General features: G+C 40.4%; 18 protein-coding genes. 14 read left to right on the forward strand and 4 right to left on the reverse strand.

Features of this window, described 5'->3' with window-relative positions:
- Positions 1–72: 72 nt before the first annotated feature.
- Positions 73–1,131, reverse strand: coding sequence for a nucleoid-associated protein (locus tag JN11_RS03250; RefSeq protein WP_144909566.1), 1,059 nt, complete (start codon positions 1,129–1,131; stop codon positions 73–75).
- Between the two features lie 173 nt (positions 1,132–1,304).
- Between JN11_RS03250 and mnmE the strand changes: the two genes are divergently transcribed.
- The 3 genes from mnmE to JN11_RS03265 all read left to right on the forward strand — a co-directional run bounded on the left by mnmE (position 1,305) and on the right by JN11_RS03265 (position 4,667).
- A complete protein-coding gene (gene mnmE / locus JN11_RS03255) occupies positions 1,305–2,666 on the forward strand; it encodes a tRNA uridine-5-carboxymethylaminomethyl(34) synthesis GTPase MnmE (RefSeq protein ID WP_144909568.1) in 1,362 nt (453 codons plus the stop codon).
- A gap of 318 nt (positions 2,667–2,984) precedes the next feature.
- The gene (locus JN11_RS03260) at positions 2,985–3,542 is read left to right on the forward strand and encodes a helix-turn-helix domain-containing protein (protein ID WP_144909570.1); all 558 of its coding nucleotides are present in this window, start codon (positions 2,985–2,987) and stop codon (positions 3,540–3,542) included.
- 3 nt (positions 3,543–3,545) lie between these two features.
- Entirely contained in the window at positions 3,546–4,667 is a 1,122-nt protein-coding gene (locus JN11_RS03265; RefSeq protein WP_144909571.1) for a tyrosine-type recombinase/integrase, read from the forward strand.
- Positions 4,668–4,669: 2 nt separating this feature from the next.
- Here JN11_RS03265 and JN11_RS03270 read toward each other — a convergent pair whose 3' ends face one another.
- On the reverse strand, positions 4,670–5,017 hold the full coding sequence (locus JN11_RS03270) for a helix-turn-helix domain-containing protein (RefSeq protein WP_144909573.1): 348 nt from the start codon (positions 5,015–5,017) through the stop codon (positions 4,670–4,672).
- 602 nt (positions 5,018–5,619) lie between these two features.
- Between JN11_RS03270 and JN11_RS03275 the strand changes: the two genes are divergently transcribed.
- Genes JN11_RS03275 through JN11_RS03290 form a run of 4 tightly spaced genes read left to right on the forward strand, consistent with a single transcriptional unit; the run spans position 5,620 to position 11,705 of the window.
- Positions 5,620–6,702 (forward strand): ComEC/Rec2 family competence protein, encoded by a 1,083-nt coding sequence (locus JN11_RS03275; RefSeq protein ID WP_144909574.1) that lies wholly within the window; start codon positions 5,620–5,622, stop codon positions 6,700–6,702.
- Positions 6,703–6,705: 3 nt separating this feature from the next.
- Positions 6,706–8,052 (forward strand): ABC-three component system protein, encoded by a 1,347-nt coding sequence (locus JN11_RS03280; protein WP_144909576.1) that lies wholly within the window; start codon positions 6,706–6,708, stop codon positions 8,050–8,052.
- Positions 8,012–8,587, forward strand: coding sequence for an ABC-three component system middle component 1 (locus JN11_RS03285; protein WP_144909578.1), 576 nt, complete (start codon positions 8,012–8,014; stop codon positions 8,585–8,587). Before JN11_RS03280 ends, JN11_RS03285 begins: the two co-directional genes overlap by 41 nt.
- A complete protein-coding gene (locus JN11_RS03290) occupies positions 8,568–11,705 on the forward strand; it encodes an AAA family ATPase (protein ID WP_144909580.1) in 3,138 nt (1,045 codons plus the stop codon). Before JN11_RS03285 ends, JN11_RS03290 begins: the two co-directional genes overlap by 20 nt.
- Positions 11,706–12,076: 371 nt before the next feature.
- Here JN11_RS03290 and JN11_RS03295 read toward each other — a convergent pair whose 3' ends face one another.
- Both JN11_RS03295 and JN11_RS03300 read right to left on the reverse strand, forming a co-directional pair.
- The gene (locus JN11_RS03295; protein WP_144909582.1) at positions 12,077–12,832 is read right to left on the reverse strand and encodes an RloB family protein; all 756 of its coding nucleotides are present in this window, start codon (positions 12,830–12,832) and stop codon (positions 12,077–12,079) included.
- Positions 12,833–12,836: 4 nt separating this feature from the next.
- Positions 12,837–14,084 (reverse strand): AAA family ATPase, encoded by a 1,248-nt coding sequence (locus JN11_RS03300; protein WP_144909584.1) that lies wholly within the window; start codon positions 14,082–14,084, stop codon positions 12,837–12,839.
- Positions 14,085–14,614: 530 nt separating this feature from the next.
- Here JN11_RS03300 and JN11_RS24820 point away from each other — a divergent pair.
- The 7 genes from JN11_RS24820 (at position 14,615) to JN11_RS03330 (ending at position 23,689) form a co-directional block, all read left to right on the forward strand.
- Complete coding sequence (locus JN11_RS24820; RefSeq protein WP_262713253.1) at positions 14,615–14,746, forward strand: hypothetical protein; 132 nt, start codon at positions 14,615–14,617, stop codon at positions 14,744–14,746.
- Positions 14,703–15,920, forward strand: a complete 1,218-nt coding sequence (locus JN11_RS03305; RefSeq protein ID WP_144909586.1) for a ComEC/Rec2 family competence protein — start codon at positions 14,703–14,705, stop codon at positions 15,918–15,920. The genes JN11_RS24820 and JN11_RS03305 overlap by 44 nt, the downstream gene beginning before the upstream one ends.
- The gene (locus tag JN11_RS03310) at positions 15,901–18,174 is read left to right on the forward strand and encodes a ThiF family adenylyltransferase (RefSeq protein ID WP_144909588.1); all 2,274 of its coding nucleotides are present in this window, start codon (positions 15,901–15,903) and stop codon (positions 18,172–18,174) included. Before JN11_RS03305 ends, JN11_RS03310 begins: the two co-directional genes overlap by 20 nt.
- 1 nt (position 18,175) lies before the next feature.
- Positions 18,176–18,820 (forward strand): hypothetical protein, encoded by a 645-nt coding sequence (locus JN11_RS03315; RefSeq protein ID WP_144909590.1) that lies wholly within the window; start codon positions 18,176–18,178, stop codon positions 18,818–18,820.
- Positions 18,821–18,869: 49 nt separating this feature from the next.
- Positions 18,870–19,289 (forward strand): HNH endonuclease, encoded by a 420-nt coding sequence (locus JN11_RS03320; RefSeq protein WP_211360620.1) that lies wholly within the window; start codon positions 18,870–18,872, stop codon positions 19,287–19,289.
- A 657-nt stretch (positions 19,290–19,946) separates the two neighbouring features.
- Positions 19,947–22,451: a hypothetical protein gene (locus JN11_RS03325; RefSeq protein WP_144909592.1), complete on the forward strand. Its 2,505-nt coding sequence runs from the start codon at positions 19,947–19,949 to the stop codon at positions 22,449–22,451.
- A gap of 2 nt (positions 22,452–22,453) precedes the next feature.
- Positions 22,454–23,689, forward strand: a complete 1,236-nt coding sequence (locus JN11_RS03330; RefSeq protein WP_144909594.1) for a hypothetical protein — start codon at positions 22,454–22,456, stop codon at positions 23,687–23,689.
- The last annotated feature ends 110 nt before the right edge of the window (positions 23,690–23,799 follow it).

The raw sequence follows: 23,799 nt of genomic DNA on the forward strand, positions 1-23,799 counted from the left end.
AATAAACAGGAGGTTACGTTTTTGCTTTGTTTTTTTGCAAGTTTTAGAATTTGACGGAACGATGAATGCTGACTATGCCTCTTCTTTAAAATAAACCTTGTAATAGTTCATGTGTTTATCATCGTCAAAGCCTTTTTCTATTAACTTATTATCACCATGGATATATATGTGAAAGTTTTTATCAAGCTTTAGTACGCTTTTGTATACACGGGCCTGTTTCTTTACCGCATTGTCTGAAATTTCGAAAGTATTGGCAATAGGACTGTCGAACTCCTGTTCGTACTGGCTCTTAAAGTTTTTGAACGATTCTATAGCTTTCTCATTGCCAATCACCTCACCGGTAAACTCGTCCATATCAAAAGTGTCCTTTTCCTTGAAATACTTCATGCTACGATTCAGCAGGTCTATTTTATCAGCCTTGCTCATTTCAAACTCGTCGTCCAGTTTTTGGGTAACAAAGTTTTTGTAGATACCCAGTGTGTTACTGGTCTGGTTAAAACTATCGTTACGGATTTTAAGTTGCAAAAATTGATCTTTCCAGTAAATGGCAGCATCTTGTCCGCCATTTGTTTTATCAACCACAACTACTTTATATCCGTTTTCTTTTTCAATATTAAAAATCAATACGCCTTTATCAAGCTTATTAATATTGATGGCATCCTGTTCATAATCTACCTGGAAACCGCCAGTGTCAGGATAGACTTTAAGGTAGGTTTCCTTGTTTTCTGATTTAAAGATTCCGATGGCATCCAACGGGTTACCTTCAATCTGCACCTGGTTAAAATACACTACATACAGTTCACCACCTTTTATGTTAGGATGATTGGCAACCTTGAACAAATGCTTGGCGATTTGTTTTGATGCTTCGTGGAATTTTTCCTTATCATCAAACACCTGCGTGGCAAAATGATGTAATTCATTAAGGTTTAAATCGCCACTGCTATGGGTTAAATGATAAACTTCATTAGCCTTTTCAAAGGGTTTTAAAAAGTACTGCATTAATAAATTAGGAATAATATCGTCTTTTAATATGATCGGATGATCGGATAATGAATATAGTTCATTTAGGGCTTGATTGCCAACATGATGCACGGAAATAGTATCGAGCGAAGCTTCAAAAAAGGTTACCATAGTTAGTGGCGAAGGTAGGATTTTTAGCGTGAAATAGATAGTTTATAGAGCATAGTTTGTTATGGTTTATATATGACAAAAAGATGATTTAGGAAGATTGGGCTTAAATAGCGACTTTTGCATTGAAAGTTTATTGGTGAATAAAAACAATGATCCAATGACTAAATGACCCAATGACAAATAGTGAAACCATCGTTGCCCTTGCTACCCCGAACGGAATTGGGGCTTTAGGAATTATCCGCCTTTCCGGACCGGATGCCATTACCATTGCCAACAGTGTTTTCAAGGGTAAAGATTTAACCCAACAGGCATCACACACTATCCACTTTGGTAATATTGTTGATGGCGATGTTATTTTGGATGAGGTTTTAATGTCGTTGTTCGTTGCGCCACGATCATACACACGTGAGAATGTTGTTGAAATTAGTTGCCATGGTTCTGCATATATTATTGAGAGCATTATTAAACTGTTGATAAAAAAAGGTGCACGTTCGGCAAAGGCAGGAGAGTTCACACTTCGGGCATTTTTAAACGGACAGCTTGACCTTTCGCAAGCTGAGGCTGTAGCTGATTTGATTGCATCTAATTCAAAAGCATCTCAGCAGGTTGCTTTGCAACAGCTTAGAGGAGGCTTCAGCAACCAGCTTCAAACCCTGCGTGATCAATTGGTACAATTTGCTTCACTCATAGAATTGGAACTTGATTTTGCCGAGGAAGATGTAGAATTTGCCAACCGCGATCAGCTTAAAAATTTGATCCTGCAAATAAACAAAGTCATAATAAACCTAATCAATTCATTTGAGTTAGGCAATGCCATTAAACAAGGGGTAAACACCGTTATAGCTGGCCGCCCTAATGCCGGGAAATCAACGTTGTTGAACGCATTGTTGAACGAAGAACGTGCTATTGTTAGCCACATCCCCGGAACAACCCGTGATACTATAGAGGAGGTCTTGAACATTCACGGTATCAATTTCAGGCTAATTGACACAGCCGGAATTCGCGAAGCGACTGACACAATAGAGCAGATAGGAGTACAGCGAACAATGGAAAAGATCAGCCAGTCGGCCCTGTTGATTTATGTTTATGATGCATCTCAAATCACTCTTGATGAACTTAATCAGGATATTGAAAGCCTGAAAGATCCAGGCATCACCATGATGGTGGTAGCAAACAAAATTGATCTTTTAAACAACGAAGAAATAGCTGCCTTACCACATACTCAGAAGGAAGTAGTAATATCGGCCAAAGAAAAGTTCCATATTGACGATCTGAAGAACAAAATTTACCACGCCGCCATAAAGGACAAATTAACCGGCGACGAAACGCTAGTAACCAATATCCGTCACCTGGAAGCACTGCAAAAAACAGAAGAAGCACTATCAAGGGTACTCAACGGTATGGATACGGTAACTTCTGATTTTTTATCAATGGATATCAAGCAGGCACTGCACTATTTAGGTGAGATTACCGGTGTGGTTAGCACGGATGATCTGCTGGAAAATATTTTCAGTAAGTTTTGTATCGGGAAATAGACCCGCCAAATAACGCATAAATTTGACAAGTATTGAATATTAAATAGCTTATTGTTAATAAGTTACAACTTTTCGCATTGTCGTTATTCCTCAATGTTTCTCCATATTTGACTGCGTTTTGTTACTCAAATGTAACTCAAAAACCAAATTTATATCAGTAAAATTAAGTGGGGGGAATTAAGTCTCTTAACTACCCTTATTGACTCTTATAGCTCCTTAATTACCCTTAACAGGAGAGATTACCACTGATTATTTTTTAGGTTTTTAGGCCAGTTTTGGACTAATAAGATGACAAATTTTAAGTAAATCAGTCAAATTATGAGTTCGAATTTTACGGTAAAAAGATTGTGTGAGCAATGCGGTAATGTATTTGAAGCAAAAACTACAGTCACTCGTTTCTGTGGCAAGCTTTGCAATAAGCGGAATTTCAAACAGCGCATTCGTGGTGTCAAAATGGCGGCTATGGATGAGGTAGTGAAAAGTATTCTAGATAAACCGTCAGATGATCTTAAAGCCACTGAGTTTTTAAGTGTAAGGCTTGCTGCAAAGCTTCTAGGGGCTTCCCAGAAGATTATCTATTCGATGATTAGATCGGGCAGGCTAAAAGCGGTCAATCTGTCTAAAAGGAAAACTACGGTCTATCGAAAAGAGATAGACAATCTATTTGCCTTGCCTGAAATAGATAGCACAAATATTAGCCTTAAACCTGAAATTGTTGAATGCTATCATATGGCTGAAGCTCAAGAAAAGTTTAACATCTCTGAAAAAGCACTATATGAACTGATTAAAAGAAACCATATTTCGAAATTCCAGGCAGGGTGGTACACTTATGTGGCCAAATCGGACTTGGATAAGATATTTTGTTTAACAGTTTAAATTATGCCGAGAGTAACAATAAGACAACGGCCCTTGGCGAATGGAAAGCACAGCATCCTGTTAGACTATTCTCCACCACTTAGGGATCCTAAAACCGGGAAGCCAAAAAGGTTTGAGTTTCTGGAGGTTTATACCTATGACAAACCCGCGGACAAGTTGGAAACAAAGCATAATTCAGAAACTCGAAAGTTAGCCGAAGTTTTAAGAGCACAACGCCAACTTGATATTCAAAATAGGAAATACGGGTTTATTTCGGATGATACAAAGGATTCCAGCTTCATCGATTTTTTTGCTGAGTATATAGGAAAAAGGCAAAAATCAGAAAGTGATAATTGTGCCATGTCGTTCAGATATTTTGTTGCATTTGCTGGACATGACTTTCGTTTTAATGAATTGACGGATTTTCTTTGCGAAGATTATAAGCACTTTATGTTGGGAGGGCCTGGGATTAGCAGAAGGGGCAAGGCAATCACGAGAAACACTGCCGTTAACTACTTTGCTAAATTTAGGTCTGTCCTAAAATTAGCGTACAAGCGCGGTTTTATTCCAATAGATCTTTATGAAATCGTTGATCCGATTTCTCTGAAAGAAACCCATCGTGAGCGTTTAACCATTGAAGAATTCCAATTGCTTGCTTCAACACCGGCTCCATCAGACCTTATTAAAAGGGCTGCAATCTTTTCCGGTTTAACTGGATTGAGGTTTTCTGATGTAAAAGGATTGAAGTGGAAAGACGTTAGGGGGACTGAAGGGAAATATAACCTGCAATTTATACAAGAAAAGACAGAAGGAGCAGAGGTGTTACCTATTTCTGATCAAGCAGTCGAATTGATGAGACAGAGAGGTGAGCCGGAGGAATTTGTATTCAAAAATTTAAGATATTCCAATCTGCAGCTCTTTTTTAGAAAATGGTTAGCAAAGGCAGGCATAACAAAAAATATCACCTTTCATAGTTTTAGGCATACTTATGCTACTTTGTTACTTGATATGGGAGTTGATATCTATACTGTTTCCAAAATGCTCGGGCATAAATCAATTAAGACGACAACTATTTACGCGAAAATCTCTGACAAGAAAAAGGTGGAGGCTTCAGGAAGAATTAGGCTAAACTTAGAGATGGTTTAGTTTCATTGATATTCAAAAGGCTTCTTGAATTTTTTCGAGCGTGATTTTGAATCGGCATTGATTTCAGTAACAGTTTTTTGTTTTCCAGACCGTACCCACTCGTTAAGTTCACCTTTATAAAAATAAAGGTTCTTTCCTGGTTTGTTGGCAGGTATTTCTTTCCTGCTGACTTTAGAATACAATGCGGGCACGGTCGTATTTAAAAATTCAGCAGCTTCCTCGATTGACATAGGGCTACTGTTTTCATCTATCTTGGGTACTGAGTTTCTAATTAGGATCTCCAGTTGCTCAACTTTTTCGAATAGTAAGCGAAGTACTTCAGGGATATTTTCGAATTGAAATGGTTCCATAGTGTCCTGTAAAGGACAGCAAAGTGGAAATTTAACTAGTTAGTTAAAGACAATATGCGAAAGTTGTTATAAATTTTTTTTGGTATAGCTGTTTCCTGTTCTTTCAATAAACGTTCTGTTTCAGCGGAGAGCTAGGGATTTATTTTACCTTTTCAATCAATTGTTAATCAATATTTTATGGCGGTTATTTATTCTTACTCACCGAACTACTCACCGCTTTTTGATTCACTTTGATAGCTGCAATCGCTATGCTCAAAAATAAAAATTAACTATCTATAATCCAAATAGTTGTGAAAATAAATTGGCTGACACCGGAATTTGTCTCCGCTGCAAAAAATCCCAAAGGATTCGAACCCTCAAGAGATTTAAACTGTTTATTCGTTTTAAATTTTGAAGATCATGAATAATTATTGAACACTTTTAGGTTAGGTAGATCGCTTAAATTTCTATGTATGAAATATTCTAAATTGCTCTAATTCTAACGAGGTGTTTTTTGCAAAAAAAAAGATGCGTGATGTGATATCGGATCGAATGGATATTCCAGAAGAAAGCATTTGTTAATACATTAAAATATCTATAGGTTTACCTAACCAAACCAAATCATGAATTTTACTTTCTTACCGGCAAATAATGGCGATGCGATACACATTAACTTCACTAACCACGAAGGGCAAATAAAAAATGTGCTTATCGACGGTGGAATGCCACAGACCTACCTTAGTTATGACAAGAAAGGCAAAATAGTCGATGGCACTTTAAAGCAGCTCATTCGCGATCTCCGGACTGCTAAGCAAAAGTTTGATCTGGTCATCCTCACACATGTTGACCAGGACCATATTGGCGGTTTGGTGCGCTGGATCGAAAAAGATCCCTTGGCTTATGAAATGATAGGTGAGGTCTGGTTTAATTCAGGGAATACCATCAAATCGTATTTAAAGTCTACCGCTGCGCCGCCGCCTGAAATCATACTCACATCCGATTTAGGTAGAGAAACCAGTATTGGTGAGGGCGTTACTTTTGAAAAATACATCACCGATCACGACTTATGGGATAAAAAAGTCTTGCTACATGAAATGGAGCACACATTTCAAGGATTAAACTTCCAATTTTTATCGCCTGGTGAGCAGCAGTTGGAAGGACTGCTCGACAAGTGGCAGGAGGAAAAACCTGATTCGGTGCAGACCACGAAACGACTGGATCATTTTGAACCTTTAGCCAAACTATATCAACAGGATTTGGCGATCAGTGACCTTCAATATAAAGAAGATGCTGCTGTCCATAATGGCAGTTCACTCGCATTTATCTTAACTTTCCATGGAAAAAAATACCTGTTTTTAGGGGATGCTTTTCCATCAGTGTTGATCAAAGGGCTACAATATTTCGGCTATAGCGCTAAAAATCCGATAAAGCCGGAATTTGTAAAGATTTCGCATCATGGCAGCCTGGCCAATAACAGCCGTTTGATGCTGCAAATGATTTCAGCCAGGCACTTTGTGATCAGTACCGACGCAACTAGACATAACCACCCGCACAAACAGTTTTTAGCCCGCTTAATCTATTGTCATCCTAATTGTCACATTTATTTTAATTATCCTGATTTGATCGGACGTATCTTTACAGCAAAGGACAAAGAAGATTTTCCTACATTCAAGTCCTTACCAATAGACCAATTACCTAAAGTTTAAGAAATGGAGTTAGAAGAACTCAGACGATATATCGTGATTATTAATGGTGGCAGCGGGGTGATCTATCAAGCTTCCGATATCAAACATACCTATATTCTGACCGCAAAGCATGTCATCGAAAAAGCCGACAACACGGTAAATCAATTAATTCGCTATGAATATAATGGTGATAGTTGGAGAGCTGAAAAAATACCATTTGAACTCAAAGCTGATGAGAATTACTTTGCTGACGAGCAAGTCGATATCGCGATCCTTAAAATTGCCCGTTTGGATGGATTTGATCAGGTGTTCCGGACACCCGGCAATATAGAACGCAATGGGTATATGCTGGTCGGCTACCCCGCAAAGCGGAGAGGGCAGTATACTTCGATAGATTTGAGCAACAGCTTCAGGGTCAACGAGCCCATTACGCTTCAAACCTTAAAAAACAACCACTTAAGAGAAGCAAACATCGCAGGAAATCCGAACATTGATGAAATTAGCGGGCAATCCGGCGGCGCTATTGGAATCGTTAAAGACAATATTTTCCTTTTAGCAGGCATTCAAAGCCAAATGGCGGAAGCAGTTGATGAGTCGCTGGGTGCTATAGAGTTCTGCCCAATTAGTGCGTTCGACCAGTTGGTTAAATCTTATCCTAGTAAACTATCACCACTGTACCCTGCATTTATGGGCTGCTTTTCACACTTAAAAGAATGCGTGCTCAAGCTGGATGCAGGTTTTTTTGAAACCAATGTCGCTTATACCCGCGCTTACTTACAGGACATGACGACCCGTATCGTAGCCAGCGACTTAACACCGGTAGTGATCAAAGACCATTTTCAAGCCCGTTTGCTCATACATAATCAGCATGAAAACCTGCTCGATCAAAAAGCGATATGGATCGCGTGGCTTGAATTTCTAATCATTCTTCGTTTTATAAAGGAGGAGCAGGTCCTTGCCGAAAATATGGAGCAAATGTTCTGTGAATACCGACTAATGTTTTCCGGCACGAAGGAAGATTGGGCAAAAGATATGTCAAATATCGTGAAATCAGACTTCCGCGGTCTGAAAAAAGGGGGGAAGGTCATTATTGCAACCGATTCGGTACCGCGGCAATCGATCATACCCGCTGGCATAATAGATAATATTGTCCGCGCAAGGGAGCCGCTAAAAAGCCAGATGCAGATTGATGAAGGCATAGCCCATCCATTGGCGAGTTATCAGCTTATTCATTTACATGCATTCCAGGAGCATGGGATTATCAATAAAGCCATGGATTATACAGATTTTTGCGCACTCAATGAAGACCAATTAGTGATTAAATTACAAGATGAATTCAACAGACTCTTTGCTCCAGCAGCGAATAATTGATATTTTAAAGGCGGAATACCCGGAGCAGTTCATATCGCTTCAATCCGTTCCTTACCAGGGTGATATTTCGCTCTTTACGCTTTGGTTTGACAATGAAGCCGGATTGGAAAAAGAATGGGATAAAATTTCGGGGATGATCGCCGCGTATTATCAGGCCAGCCTAACCGATCAATTCACTAAATGGAATATTTACGTATGCTATCTCTGCAAAACACTGATCAGCATCAGCCTGAAATACAAGATCGAAAATGACCGGTTTTCCAGCAGGAAAATCATATTGGACAATTTCAGCGAAACCATCAATGATCTGACTCTGGATCATATCATTCGGACACATATCACAAACAAAGATCTCAACTTTTCCGCAGACGTATCCAAGGCGAGAAACGCCGCCTCCACTTACGACTCAAGCGGTATAGCCTGGGATTTGCTCAAAAAGGTTACGCTAAAGCCAGGTAAGGGCAATTTGAAGGATACTCAGGATGTACTGGAACAAATAGAAGCCAAGTTAACAGATGAAAATAAGAAAAGTTGAAATCCAAGCCTTCAGGGCCTATGATGAAGTCAAAGACGGCACTTTCGATTTTAGTTTAAAAGATGGCCGAGTCGCTGATTTTGTTTCGCTTTATGCCCCAAACGGCTTTGGCAAGACTTCATTCTACGACGCGGTGGAATGGGGCGTAACCAAAAATATCTACCGTTTTACCCGGCAGGATATTAATAAAGCTTATGCTCACGATGAGAAGCAATTAAAGTACGAACTGGCTCCACAAAAAAGTCCGCACTATATCCTGAGGAATAAAAATAGTCCGCCGGAACGTGCCAGCTTTGTTAAACTGGATTTGCAAGGCTTCCCGAACATTACAGGTGAAGAGTTAGAAGAATTGCCCAGAAAAGACAGTTCGGACTATTTGTTTAATGAAAAGGCAACCCAAAATATTTACTTCCGCGATGTCATTCTATCACAGGATAATATCGATGCTTTCTTAAAAGAAGATGACCCGCATCAACGCTACAAAAAATTCATGGATTTTTTCGGCGACAAAGAACTGGACCGTTATTTTACCAATATCTTGTGCCTGATCAGGGCCAACGACCAAAAGATATCGGGACTGGAAGCCGAACTAGATAGACTTCGACAGGAGTTACCGCTAGATACCGATAACCAGATCTTGGAAAAAGTCAATCAAAAGATAAACGACTTGGCTGCGCAAGGAGAACAGATGAACCAGGTCCTGCCAACGTATACCGAACAGGATTTTATCACTTTTTCCAACCATATCTCTGACCGCAAAATCGTTGTCAATCATCAAAAAGAGGCAACGGCGGAACTGTTAACAGTACTGGAGTCCAATCAATCCAAAATTGTCGATTTCCTCATCCTGCGTAGCCGGATCAGATCGGAACAAGGTAAGATGGCCGAACTCGAGCGTTTTAAAAGCGTTTTCGAACAACAGACCAAACTCAATAATGAGCTGTCGAATAAAGCGTTGGAAATCAACAAGACAACTGCTGAAATTAAGAAAACGCAAGAATTGATCGATAAATTACCCGCATTTACCAGGGCATTGTCCAGCATAGCGGGACAGCAGGAAGAAATCAAGAACCAGCGTGACCTTATCGCCCGGCAGGAAATTCAACTCGCAGATATCACCAAACAGTTCAATTCCTTAAATGCCCAGCTGAACAGCGCAAACACCAGTTTATATAATCTGAGCCAAAAGCAAAGCGAAATAGAAGGCTTAAAAGAAACATCGGAAAGCAGTGAGCGGGAAGCAACCCGTTTGCGTGATCAGATCAAAAACGAAACCGCCAAGATAGCCACAATTGATCAAAAAATACAAGTACTGACAGAAGCCCAGGCAGCATTTGAATCAGATATAAGAGAGATCGGTAAGAATAACTTCTCCGAAGCCCTAAAAAAGGATAGCGCTTTTTCCGCATTTATTGCCAATATCGATCTGGAAAACCAAAAACTAAAAGAACTCAACACAACGCTGAAAAAGATCGAAGAAGAAATTAGCCAGAGCAATGTACTGAACAATGAACTTAAACAAATTATTACCATCACATCCGGTTATATCAATAAGACGCAATCACCAACCTGCCCTGTATGCCTGCATGAATATGATAACTTTGAAGAATTGTCTCAGCGGGTTTTAAATAACCCATTGCTGGACGTGTTGGTTCAGGAAAAGCTCACTAGAAAAAACGACCTGACCGGTCAAATAACAGCCGCTGTGGATGATGTCGCAGCCGCCAGATCCGAAATGCTTAAATTGAAAAATGAGCAATTGCTGGCCAATCGTACTGAATTCAAAGATCTCAACCTAGAAAAAACCCGCTTATCGCTCGAGCTCACCAATCTTCGAAATGCCCTGGAAAAAACTGAGACCCGGATCAGAGATATTTTTGTTAAAACGGAAGGAGTAACTATCTCCGAATATCAAAAAAAGATCAGCGATAATATTACGCAAAAGAATTCAGATGTTGAGCAGACCAATAAAAAGATCGATGAACAAACTAAAGCATCCAATGAGCTCAAAGCATTTATTGAAGCCTGGAATAAAACTTTAACCACACTTGAGTCGGGTATCAAAGCCTACCGCGCGTCAGAAGACTACTTGCTATTGGACAACTACATTAGGCGAAATGGCTTAGACGAGAATGTTACGGCCGACTATTTTAATGACTTGCTGCTCAATTTGAACCGCGTGCTCACGAACTATCGTACGGAGGAAAAAGAGTTGCAGAGTCGTATAAAAGTTTTAGCCGATACTTTAAGTCAGCAAAATGTGCTCAGCCTCGACGGCGATATCAAAGACTTGCGCGATTCGATCACAGTCAACAAAGAAGTCACTGATGCCTTCGAACGTTTTCTAAATCAACATTTTTCCAACATTCCCAACGTCGACACGCAGGATATCCTGGACGAGCACTTCGATACGGCTCAAACGGAGGCTCGGCAAAAGATCAACGATGTCGAATCGCTATTGGCAAATTTTGAAAAATTGGAGGATTATAAAAACAATGTTCTTCCTTACTTAAAATTTAAAGCCACGGAATTGCTTATCGCCAATCTTGAAAAGTCGATCCTGCAGCAAAAAGAAGTAGTTGGGGTTTCCTTAGTGACCGAAAAAGACAAACTTTCGGCATTTATCAATCTTCAGATTGAGTCCTTTTTCTATGAAGACCTGATCAATCAATTGTATAAAAAGGTCGATCCCCATCCGGAATATAAAAAGATCAAATTCAAATGCGATTTCCATGGGGATAAGCCTAAGCTGAATGTATTCGTCACCACCGGCAATGAAGATATTCACCTGATTCCTAACCTGTATTTCAGCACAGCCCAGATGAATATCCTTAGCCTGAGCATTTTCTTGGCAAAAGCCCTGAATGCGCACGATGAGGCAGGTAATGCCATAGATTGTATCTTTATAGATGACCCCATTCAATCCATGGATAGCATCAATATCTTGTCCACAATCGATTTATTGCGGAGTATTGTCGTTAATTTTGATAAGCAAATCATCTTGTCAACGCATGATGAGAACTTTTTCTACCTATTGCAACGAAAAATACCTACAGATCTCTTCAATTCCAAGTTTGTCGAATTAGAAACGTTTGGTAAAGTTAAATCGGAAAAATGACCATTATACAAAGATAGCTTCTTGGATTTCAATGGAATTTGATATGTGCTAGATAAGGCGTAAGAATATTAATTTAACTAAAAATGCCCTTATCTATTTTAGAAAGGGCATTTTTGTCGATTTGTTAGTGGAGCCTGAGGATTCTGAATCCTGCGGAGATTATATTTTTAAGTATTTGACTGTTATGTAGTTATGATATATTGTGTGAAATGAGCGTATCGAAAATACCTTAAACAATGACTAATGGTTACGCTAATTTTTTGGATAATTCAAGTTCAAAATACACCAAATTGTAAGCGCTTTAAATTGTGGACAACAGAAACATTTAAGCCGCCGATAAGCGTGTTCTCCGAAGTGTTACGATGGCTTAATTAAAGTATATTAGTTTGAAACGGAAGTAACTTTTCCACTAGATGATGAACCATTGTACAGGGATTTCGGAGGTGAAATTCCGTGTCATTATTAAAGTTATTTTCAAGTTCAATCGCGTTTGCCATTGCTGTTTCGGTGTTTGCACGTAAAATCGGCAATACAAAACGTATAAATAAACTTCTTTTTTTTAACGTTGATTTATATTCAAAATTAGGATTGGAAGCTACTCGTTGGTACTCTTCAGAGTCAGGATGTAGTGATTTAAATATTTCGGTTAGCCTATTATAAAAATAAGTACGATGTAACATGTTTTCAGTCGGGACAGTTTCAAAATGCAGCAATACCCATAATTCAAATGCGTCGTTGCTCCAGGCTACATTAATTCCGGCGTTATTTGCTGCTACTATCGCTGTATCAAACGCAACGTGTTGCGATTGACGTATTTGCGCAAAGACTTCATGCTCCATGTCCCGGTCATAAACACACCAGATGTTTTCATTGCGAGGTTCTTTTACCTGGTAACTATCTTTCTTAAATTCAATCAACCCATTGCTTTTACAATGAGCAATTGTATTATCAAGATTTAATTTACTTTGCTTTTGATTGGGTATCGCATTAATTCGCAAAATATCGCTAACCTGAAATGAACTGAAATAATAAGGTTCGGAAACCTCATCTTCACAAAAAATGATATAGTTAGTTATCTGATCTGCGCTACGGGCATCATTTGTATCAAGTTCCCACTGTTCTGGCATAACGTTAGATCGATTCTTCTTCTAAAAATGTTCCTAATTTGGGTAACGCGCCGTAGTATCCAGCCAAATATTGACGTGCGAAATCGGCATTATTTCTAATCCCTTTTAAATCCGCCAATGAGAATAGCTTGGTTGAATCTGTAACTGTTTTTTCCGTAAAATAAAACTGATCTCTTCTCATTATTTCCGGATCCATCAAGTTGACATCATGGCTGGTAAAAAGTAATTGGGCGCCGGCACTGTTTACTGATTTATTTTGAAAAAGCTTAATTAATTTCAAGAGCAATGACGGGTGGAAGTTATTGTCGATTTCATCGGATACGTATAAACCGCCGCGGGAAAATAATTCAGAAAGATCTCCAATATAATTGTAGAATTTTTTGGTGCCTTCAGATTCATCGGCATCCAAATCCATAGTTACTTTATCAACTATTTCTCCGCTTTCATTGTATATGTTTTTAGTTAACAATATATAGTTTCTTAACCGCGTATTCGAAGAAGCAAGCTCCCTCAGCTCAATATCATTAAAATTGAGACCAGCCTCGGCTAACCATCTTAATACAATATCTTTATTACCCGTTTTTAAAAGGCGATTTGTTCTTGACCTGCTGAATGTAGAAGAATAGAATAAACTACGTGCAGATGTATTTTCAATGATAACTTGCTCGGTCAAATAGTCCTTTATTCGCCCTGAAATATTACCATCATAGGAAGAGCAAAACGTCAGAAATAAGGCGTCTGCTCTTAACCGTGAATAGGGTAACTGCGTGCCTTCTTTAAACCTTTCATCGTTTACTTCGATTTTTGATCCTTTGCGTGTAAAATAAAAAGTTTCGTTTTTATCTGCCGGACCAAATAACCATTCTGACTGGATGTGAGCTTTATCGTCAATAGAAAAACCGTACCTGTATTTTTTGCCTTTGATTAGCAAAATGATTTGAAAATATTCAGAATTATCAAGTAAGCTTTGTGATAGTTTAAATGGATTGTATTCACTGGAAAGAAAATTTTCAAAGGTCAATGAATTCGCGATAAATTCCTTAAAAAACGCTAATGCTTTAATAAGGTTGGATTTACCACTTGCATTAGCCCCATAAACCCCAAGTATTTTCAACAACGGACCGTCTTTGGTACTCAATATATTGCACTTGTCAACCTCTTTATTTTCAGAAACTAAGCCAGTTGGTCTGAAATTAATTGTTTGCCTTTCGTGAAATGATCGAAAGTTCCCCACCGTAAATTGGATAATCATAAGGTATGTTAATTATTGCAAATGTCGGTAAAATTATTTTAAAAATACGTTAATTTTTTGTATAATTGCAGGTATTAAGCAAATTTTTAATTAATAGCCATTTTTTAAACTAATTAAATTAGCAAAAATGGACTTTTTGTCAGCCCAACTAGTGACAGGCTTTAAAAAAAAGAACTGACATGCTGGCATTAATGTTTGTTTATATAGATTTTTTACCAAATTGTTACAAAACTGTTTCAGTGGCATAATAATAGTCGGAGAAAATCGATTCGTTCTTTATAAAAAAGAAAAAGCCTGAAGGATTCCCGCCCTCCAGACTTTTAGGATGTTCAGATTCAGAAGGCGGTATTTAACCGCAACATCCTGCTATCCGTGTTTGTGTAGTATTTAACGCCAAAAATGTATAAAAAGTTTAGACTACCAAAATCTTTTTAACATTATCTCTCACATATAGCCTTATTTCTGGATCAACAATTAATGCCGGGTTACTAATCATGGCCCGGCTATTCTTAAACTCATAATAACTAAAAATGAGAAAATTGTTAACCAATGGCTATACAAGCCGGCCGGGAGCTGTTTTGCGCACCCTATCGCCGAAAGTAACGTTTATGTTTTTTAATGGTATCACTGCTTTATCAGGAAGTGAGGTGTGCTGTGGCTAATTCAAGTATTAAGTATTATCCTGTTCGCAATGGTGACACCGGGTTAATTACACTTTTGGACGGTACAACATTTATTATCGACTGTAATATATGTGAAAGTTCAAAAGGGACCAGTGATCCTACTATGTTCGATGTGAAGGCCGACCTGGTTAAATCATTAAAAAAAGACGGTAAGATACTTTTTACCGACATTTTCATATTGACCCATGGTGACGAAGATCATTGTTTGGGCTTTGAAAATAACTTTTACCTGGGCGACCCAAAGAACTACGGTGATACTGACGCACGTAATGAAAAGATTCGTGTTGATGTACTATGGTTTTCACCGCTGGCGCTTGAAAAAGGCACTAATGACGATGCGAAAGCCTTTCGCAGGGAAGCAAAACGCAGAATCAAATTACATAATGATAACCATCCCGATAAAGATATTGCAGGTAATCGGATCGTTATTATTGGGGATAATGGCAGCGAGGAGTTAAGCACGCTGAATACCGTACGTTATGTTCCGGGGCAAGTTATTACCCGTTTTAACAATAAAACCCGCACAGATTTCTCCATTTTCATCCATTCGCCGTATAAAAAGCAGTTAATGCAAAATGATGCGGAAAAAAATCATTGCAGTATCGTTTTCCAGGCCCGGTTTATACACCCATTAGACCGCAGCAAGTTTACTTGTTTGGCCATGTTCGGCGGCGATGCTGACCACTATGCTTTTAAGAACATTTTGGAACAAACCAAAAAACATGGTAATGATGCCAAAGAGCAGGCCCTTTCCTGGGATTTGTTTTTATCACCGCACCATTGTTCGTGGACGTTTTTTAACGACACGCCCCAAGGCGAAAACCCGAAACCTGTTGCCAGCTCAATATCAATTCTGAGCTATGCCAGAACGGGCGCACGCGTTATCGCTTCCAGCAAAACAATTAAGAATAACGATGATAACCCGCCCCACTACCAGGCAAAACAGCAGTATGTCAATAAAGTAGGTGAAGCCAATTTCCTCAATACTGAAGTGTATGACGTCAAGGGAAAAACTCCCCAGCCTATCATATTCGAAGTATCCAACCAAGGTCCTATGAAGCCTAAAGTAGCCGAAGGCTCTAACCGGAACGCCGGTATGGCAGGTACAAGTGTAATTAATTCTGTATCATCCTATGGCAGCAAAGTTATATAGTGCTTCGCTTCCGATTGTTACGGAAGAGTTGAAGAACCCCGCAACGCGGGGTTCTTTAGTTGCCATTGGCAAATTTTTAGGGCTAAGGAAACTTGTATTAAGGCAATATTCCGATGAGTTAATTGCAATTTCGGTTAAGATCAAAGTTGAACTACCCCCTTTAGGCAACTTTCAGGACATTGATATTCGCCCGGAAGAACCGGTCCTTATTCTTTTCGACGTTAAAAATTATCCGTCGGTACCGCCAATAGTAAAGACTGACCGCCTGGATTTTCCAAAGGACGCTTTGGCCCACCTGTATGTAGCTGTCAAAGGAAAAACGCCTGCTTTTTGCCTGGTGCGCGGCGATATGGCCGACTGGTATGCCAAAAAGAAGCCGCAGGACCTGATCATAAGAATTGGCAACTGGCTTCGCGATGCAGCAAACGGTGAGCTTACCCTTAATGGGGGCCGGTTCGACCCGATGCGTTATGAAGCTTATTCAGGGAAACTGGTTTATGACTATGACCAATTTGCGGCATTGGTTCAAAAAAATCAATCGTTGCCCGGTGAAGCAAATTTTGCCATGGCCATTTTCAAAAGAACATCAAGTAGCACTTATCAGGTTCACAAGATAGTCAGTGCAGAAAACGCCGCAGATACAATAAAACTATTAGCCGATGCATTTAAAAAGGAAGACGATGGTGTCAAAACCACCCATTATCATATTGGTTATATTGCTTGGAGTGCTTCAGAGGAAAATATTGCAACCTATCAGATTGAGGCACCCAATAATTGGCAGCAATTAGTAACCTATGCTGCTAAATATGGGATAGATTTAGAATCTTTAGGCAGGTACATTGCTGTTGATGACCGCAGTCATTTTAGAGGTATCGTTGTAGTGATCGGTATCAAAAGGCCGGCACAGGTTATTGGCTTCAGTAGCTCAATCGAATTTTCTAACCATGTTATTGTTGTAGAGGATGCAGATAAAGCCGGAGGGAAGTTGAATGAGGAGGTCGCCGTGCTTCAATATATCCATAACCAGCCGCTCACCCTTCAACTGGCGCAAAAAATTTCCGGAGTAGAATTTATTCCACCGGGTATTAATCTGGCTGTTGGTTGCGGTGCCTTGGGATCGAAGATACTTTCACACCTGGGCCGCAGTGGCTACGTGAATTTTATTGTGATTGATAAGGAAAAGCTATCCGCACACAATTTAGCAAGGCACGCTTTATTTGCCGACCACATTGGTAGAAATAAAGCAGAGGCTTTAGCTGAAGAAATCAAAAAATTATATCCGGCGAACTCCATTTTAATGACTGGTCTTTCTTCACATATCGACCCAACCATGTCGGATGAAGTTAGTAACGGTTTCAAATGGATTTTTGATTTTACCGCATCTGAAAGCTTTTTTAATACCCTGGTTAAAGCTGATAAATTAACTAGCCCTAATATTTGTAGGGTTTTAATTTCTGATCATGGCCAGATGGGCGTAACTATGCTTGAGGGTGCTAACCGTAATCCACGGATCGATGACCTGCAGATCAGCGTTGTTGCTGCCTATAAAAGTAATCCTTGGGTAACTGACTGGTTAAACCGGGAGGCTGACCAATCCCAATCGAAAGACGTTGAACTGAATATTGGGGTCGGCTGTAATTCTGAAACAACCGTAATTGCTGATGACCTTATTTCCCTGCATGCCAGTTATGCCAGTATAGTTATAAAAAAGGAGATGGAAAATACAGAACACTCCGGTAAAATATTTTTAAGTCGTGTTGGGCAGGAAGGATTGCCGCTGATCCAAACCGATTTTATTTCCATTAAACCATTTGTGTTATACCATACTGTCAACGAAAGTATATGGGAAATTCGTTATATGAAAACCGTAATCGATACGATGAAAAGTCAAATGGGTCTGAAAATGCCAAACGAAACAGGTGGGGTGTTGATTGGCTCTGTAAACTACAGTACACATACGATCCACGTTATGGATATCATTACGGAGCCGGCAGACAGCGCCTCGACTGACGTTTATTTTTTAAGGGGAATTGAAGATTTACCAGAACAGGTGTTGGAAATTACTCAAAATACAGGTGGCCAGTTAGGTTATGTAGGCGAATGGCACAGCCATCCTTTTGGCCCGAATAAACTTAGTTCAACAGATATGCGTTCGGTCATGTCGTTTAAAAAGGACTTTGAAATTCAAGAAATACCACTACCGGTATTTTTAACAGTAGTGACACCGGATTTACTATTACCTTATGTATTTTGAGATGGCAAAAAATAAAATCAAATCGGAAAAAACTCTAAAAGAAAAAAACAGCACCCAGCAATGGGTGTTTTTTGGTATCAATCTCATCGCCTTTTTGGTGATGGTTTTTGCATTTTCTATTTCGGAAAATGGCAAAGATTTTAAAGAAATGTTAATGAACAAAGGCATTTGGTTCATTGTTTCACCTGTGATTTTATTTATACTTAATGGACTTGTTTCTGCGGATCAGAAGGCCATGTTAATTTATTGGAAAAGAAAATATTCTCTGCCTGGTTGCAGGGCTTTTACGCATTATGCAAAAACAGATCCTCGGATAAATACAGATAGATTGAAAGAGATGCATGGCGATCTGCCCATTTTGCCTGAAGAACAGAACTCGAAATGGTATGCTATTTACAGAACTTTTAAGACAGACTCCATCGTTGATAAAAGCCACCAGGATTTTTTATTGGCCAGGGATCTTTGTGCTTCTTCTTTTTTATTCCTGTTAATATTACCTATTCCGGTTTTAGTATTTTCCCAGCACCCGTTAAAGTATGCTTATTTATTATTATTGGCACTGCAATACCTTTTACTTGTTATCACTGCCCGCAATTATGGAGCAAGGTTCGTTTGCAATGTTTTATCTTTAGAATCGGTTAAATAACTGATTTCTATTAAATAATATTTGGCTTTAATTTTTAATACTACTTAATATGACAAATGACAGGTTAAACTTGATATATGATAAAACGCACGGATATTGCCATTTATGCCACAAAAAACTTGCTTTCATCAATTATGGTATCTACGGTGCGAAAGGAGCGTGGCATATTGAGCATTCCAAAGCGAAAGCAAATGGTGGAACAGATCATTTGAATAACTTGTACGCCGCTTGTATAGCTTGTAATCTCGAAAAGGGAGTACTGCATACCATGACCATAAGGAGAAGAAACAATGTGACAAGTGCGCCTCTGAATAAGGTAAAAAAAGATAAAATCAGAAGTAACAATAGTGTTGGCGGCGGATTTATAGGCTTTATAATTAGTGCCGCTTTAGGTGGCCCCCCTTTGGCGATAGCAGCCTGTGCATTAATTGGTGCAAAAATCGGTTATGATAACCCGGTAAAAAAGTAAAATTAATGTGTCAAGTTATCACATTCGTTCTAATTGGATAAAAGGTAATTGTTTCACAACAACACTTCACAGGGAATTGATACAAGGATAATCAGGACAAATTATGAGGCTTTTTTGTAGTGGAAATTCATTACTGCCTTTATAACCATTAACACCGCTTGTCTTATAAAAAACGGAAGCTGGGAGACAGGATTGCGTTTATTATAAGTCAAGTATCCGCTTTCGCCTACAACAGCTCTTTTCGCAGGAACGAAGGAATGTGCTGATGCTAGCGCTTTAGCCCGATTAGGCGTTTTCCAAGGTCAATAATTTAGTATAAAATCCTCCCAATCCCCTGTTGCCGCTTATCAATTCAGCAAAGGAATTGTCCTGATGTTTATAATGGCGGTAGTCGTCCGACTGTAAGATAGCCAAGCGAACGGATCTTATTGCGGATCGGTTTAAACTCATCATAATAACCCTTGCTCTTTACCATACTATTATTTCACAAAAGCATTTCGTTAAAGTACGAACAATTTGACGGTATAATTATAGCCGGCTGTGTTGTGGAAAAAATTGTTCGACCAGTATAGTACAGGGTACTTATTTATCGTAATTTTAATGGTTAATAGCTGTGCGTTTACCCGCTGTATCAGCGTAAATCAAAATTGTAAAGGCATGCGTCATATCAATTCCACTTCCTTAGTTCAATGGGCCGACCGCGCACAGTTTGCCGGAATACTGCCTGAACTGATCAGAAGGCTGATCATTGCCTCATGTTCCGACCTGCCAGTAATCACCATTCCGGCAGGGGACAGCGTTTACAAGCCAGGAGTGGACGGTAAATGTGAAACCATCGCAGGCGGAATTTATGTTCCTGCGGGAATCTCATATTGGGAATTCGGGCGCAGTTCGAATTATCGCGCAAAAATTAAAGAGGATTTTGATAAAAGGACAGCAGAAATCCCTGCTGTTCAAAAAAAGGTATCAAGTTTTGTTTTTGTAACGCCCAGACGTTGGAGCGGTGAGCCGGAGCGTGACCTTTGGGTCGCCGACCGAAAGGCTGAAAGCGGCTGGAAGGATATCATTATATACGACGCCGACGACCTGGAAACGTGGCTCGGACGTTGCGTGCCGGTCGCTATCTGGCTCGCGGCGAGGCTGGAGATATTTACTGCGAATTATGAAAGTGCGCAAGATTACTGGGAACGGATGACCCATTGGGCCGACCACCAGATATCTGCACAGTTCGTTTTGGCCGCAAGGGAAAACCAGCAGCAAGCCATATTGAAATTTTACGATCAGGAAAACGGCCTGCTAGAGATACAGGCGACCTCCCGGCAGGAAGCCATCTGCTTCACGATAGCTTCCGTACTTGCCAATGATGCCGGAAAAGCGCTGCATTTTTTTGCAAAGGCAATCATTGTAGAAACTGAGATGGCGTTGAAAGAAGTAACCGCCCAGCATGAAGGTATGTTTATTATTTTTGACTGCGGCGATGATCGTCCAGTGCATCAGCTCCAAATCCGTTCTAATCATGTGGTGGTCCCGGTGAGTTTTAAGGTAAAGCCAAGCGGTCTCACGCTACCTATACCACAAACAGATAAATATGTGGAGGTGTTGACTGAATTGGGGATCAGTCATCAACGTGCGTATTCATTGGCAAAGGAGTGCGGCCGAAGTCTCAGTGTTCTTAACCGCATTTTCGCTAAGATACCGGGAAGGGTTTCCTGGCATAATGACAATGATCCGATGGAACTGATCCCATTGTTCTTTGTTCAAAGTTTTGACCAGGAGAAAATAGGTGACCGGCAGATCATTGACCACTTATATCCGCAGGGGTCTGTGGTTTATTTGGAAAAGCTGAAGAAATGGTCTTTGATTTTTGATGCGCCTGTTTATCAGACCGGCCACATTTGGCGTGTTGTGTCGCCTTATGATTTGTTATACGTATTGGCAGGATACATTACAGCAGACCATTTGAAAAACTATGAAACGGCGTTTCTAACTGTTTTTCGCGAACCGGACCCTGCGTTGCAACTTGAGCCACAATTGCGGATCGCAGCAGCGCTATTCAAAAAAGAGAGTTCATTTTCACCAAAGCTACAGGAAGGTCTTGCACAAACCTTGGCACTGTTAGGTAGTCACGGCGAGGGAGCCGGAATCCGTTCCGGCATACGTCTGGAAGATTGGGTTAATTATGTTGTATACCAGTTGCTTTTCGAAAAGCAACTCCCCGAATGGCAAACGATACAAAGCCGCCTGCACTTGTTGGCAGAGGCGGCACCTGGTACTTTTTTACACGTATTGGAGCATACGCTGCAACAACGGCCGGAATTATTTAGTCAACTTTTCAACGACGCTGGCTATACGATCTTTTCGCCGTCGTATCATACCCATCTGCTGTGGGCGTTAGAAGCACTCGCCTGGGACCGGAACCATGTCCAGCGTGTTGCGTTCATTTTGGCAGACCTTACCTTGCTGGACACTGGCGTCAAAACCGCTAACCGGCCTATCAATTCACTTCAAGCCATTTTCTGCATCAAGATACCACAGACTTACGCCGAAGCGCCGCAACGCCAGCAAATTTTGGCCGCATTGACCGTTAAAAATCCTGTGGCTGCCTTTCAGTCGTTTAAATCATTATCTCCGGGAGAGCACAGAACATTAATACCTACTTATCAACCTTTTTGGCGACTGCGAGACGAAGTTCCGCAGATTGTCACACAGGCGACTGCATTAAATGACTTTGCATTTATTGTTGAACAGTTACTCATACTTGCGGGTCAAAGCGCAGACCGCTGGTCATCGCTTATAGAATTGATCGACAATTATACGGGCGATTTGCGGTTGCGTTTAATCGAGGCACTTTACAATATTACCATATTTGAAGGCCCCGTATTGAATCTACGTAATAACCTGCAACGGTTTATTAGCCGTCACAAACGACACCAAAGACAGGCATGGGCTCTTGCAGCTGAGGAAGTTCAAACATTGAATTGTATATATGAAAAACTAGCTGAGCGGGCAATCCACAAATATGCTTGGTATTTCGATTTTGCTATTTTGGACGATGATGACGGATTGGTAGCTGGCTATGAAGAATCCGAGAAACGCAGCCATGATAAAAGAGACATAGCAATTGCAGAAATTCTGTCTGAAGGCGGTTTGCTGAACTCGTAGAAATGGCAGCTATCGTAAAACAGCCAATGCTTCTTGGCTACCATGCCGCGATCCACGAAGTAAATTTCGCTGACGAAGCGATGGGATTATTAGGCAATCAGGAAGCCTGTAAAGACCAGTTCGCTTTGGGCTACCTGCATAAGTGCGCTGCACTGAATGGCTTCACCTGGATTGTGAATATGTCTACAAAATATATTGCTGATCCGCGAATCACCAGGTTTCTTTGCGCTGCGCCCCCGAATGCTATTCTATGGGATTATATCGAAAGTCTTGGGCAGGAAGTTGATGACGAATACTGGAATCAGGTTTTAACGATTATGAATCAGTTCCTATCTCCGGAAGACCTAGAGCGTTGCGTTAGTAAATTGAATAATAACGGCCGTTTTGCATCTGCTTTCAATACAATGCTGTACAAGTTAGACTATGTATCTGCCAGTACCATCCTTAATACGCTACAAGGCCTTATTAGACATCCATCAGAGGTTGGTACAGAGGCAGATGTCAGCGTGTACAACGTAAAGGTGGTTTTTTCTAAACTGGATGCGTTATACCCCGACCCGGCAACAATGGTAAGGCTAGAATGGGCTTATTTTCAGTTACTGAATGAAGAAGACCACGAGCGGCCAGTTACTTATCTGTTCCAGGCCCTACGTGATGACCCCGGCTTTTTTTCCCAGTTAATCACCTGGATAGGTCGCCCGGAAGGGGGAGACAGCGAACTTGAAATTGTCGGAATGGAGCCGCCGGCAATACAGCAGCGGGCCAGAAATGCCGATCAAGTTATTCAGGCCTGGAATCTCTTGCCCGGACAGTCTGAAAGCCGGGAAATTGATCACGAAAAGTTAGCGGAATGGTGCACTATGGCTATAGCCGCCTGCCAGGAAAAGGACCGTACTCGACTTGGTTATAACCGTATTGGGCAGCTATTTGGCCAATTGCGTGATGGGGATGAGCATTGGCCGCAAGCAGCAATTTGCTCAGTCATGGAATTCTATAATCATGACGAAATGAAACGTGGATTTTACAGTGGAGTGATCAACGGACATGGCGTGAAGGTGAACTTTCGCTCTGGCGATAGCGGGGCAGCGCTTGAAAAGGCAAAGGCTGAAAAGTATAGATCCCTTGCAGCCGGGATTGCGATTGAGCATACGGTGGTTAATAGCTTGCTGCTTCAGGTAGCACAGATGTACGATGGATACAGCCGCCAGGTCGCTGAACAAGATGCCCAGCGTGAATAGCCAAGCTAGTTTTTAGGTGTTAATTTCCCATGAGACGCCATTAATCCGTTCGACTACAAATTTCAATGTTGCTGTCACAGGTGCACCCGTCACGAGATTTTTAAACGTTG

It is taken from the genome of Mucilaginibacter frigoritolerans (genome assembly GCF_007830615.1).
In the GTDB taxonomy this organism is placed as follows: domain Bacteria; phylum Bacteroidota; class Bacteroidia; order Sphingobacteriales; family Sphingobacteriaceae; genus Mucilaginibacter; species Mucilaginibacter frigoritolerans.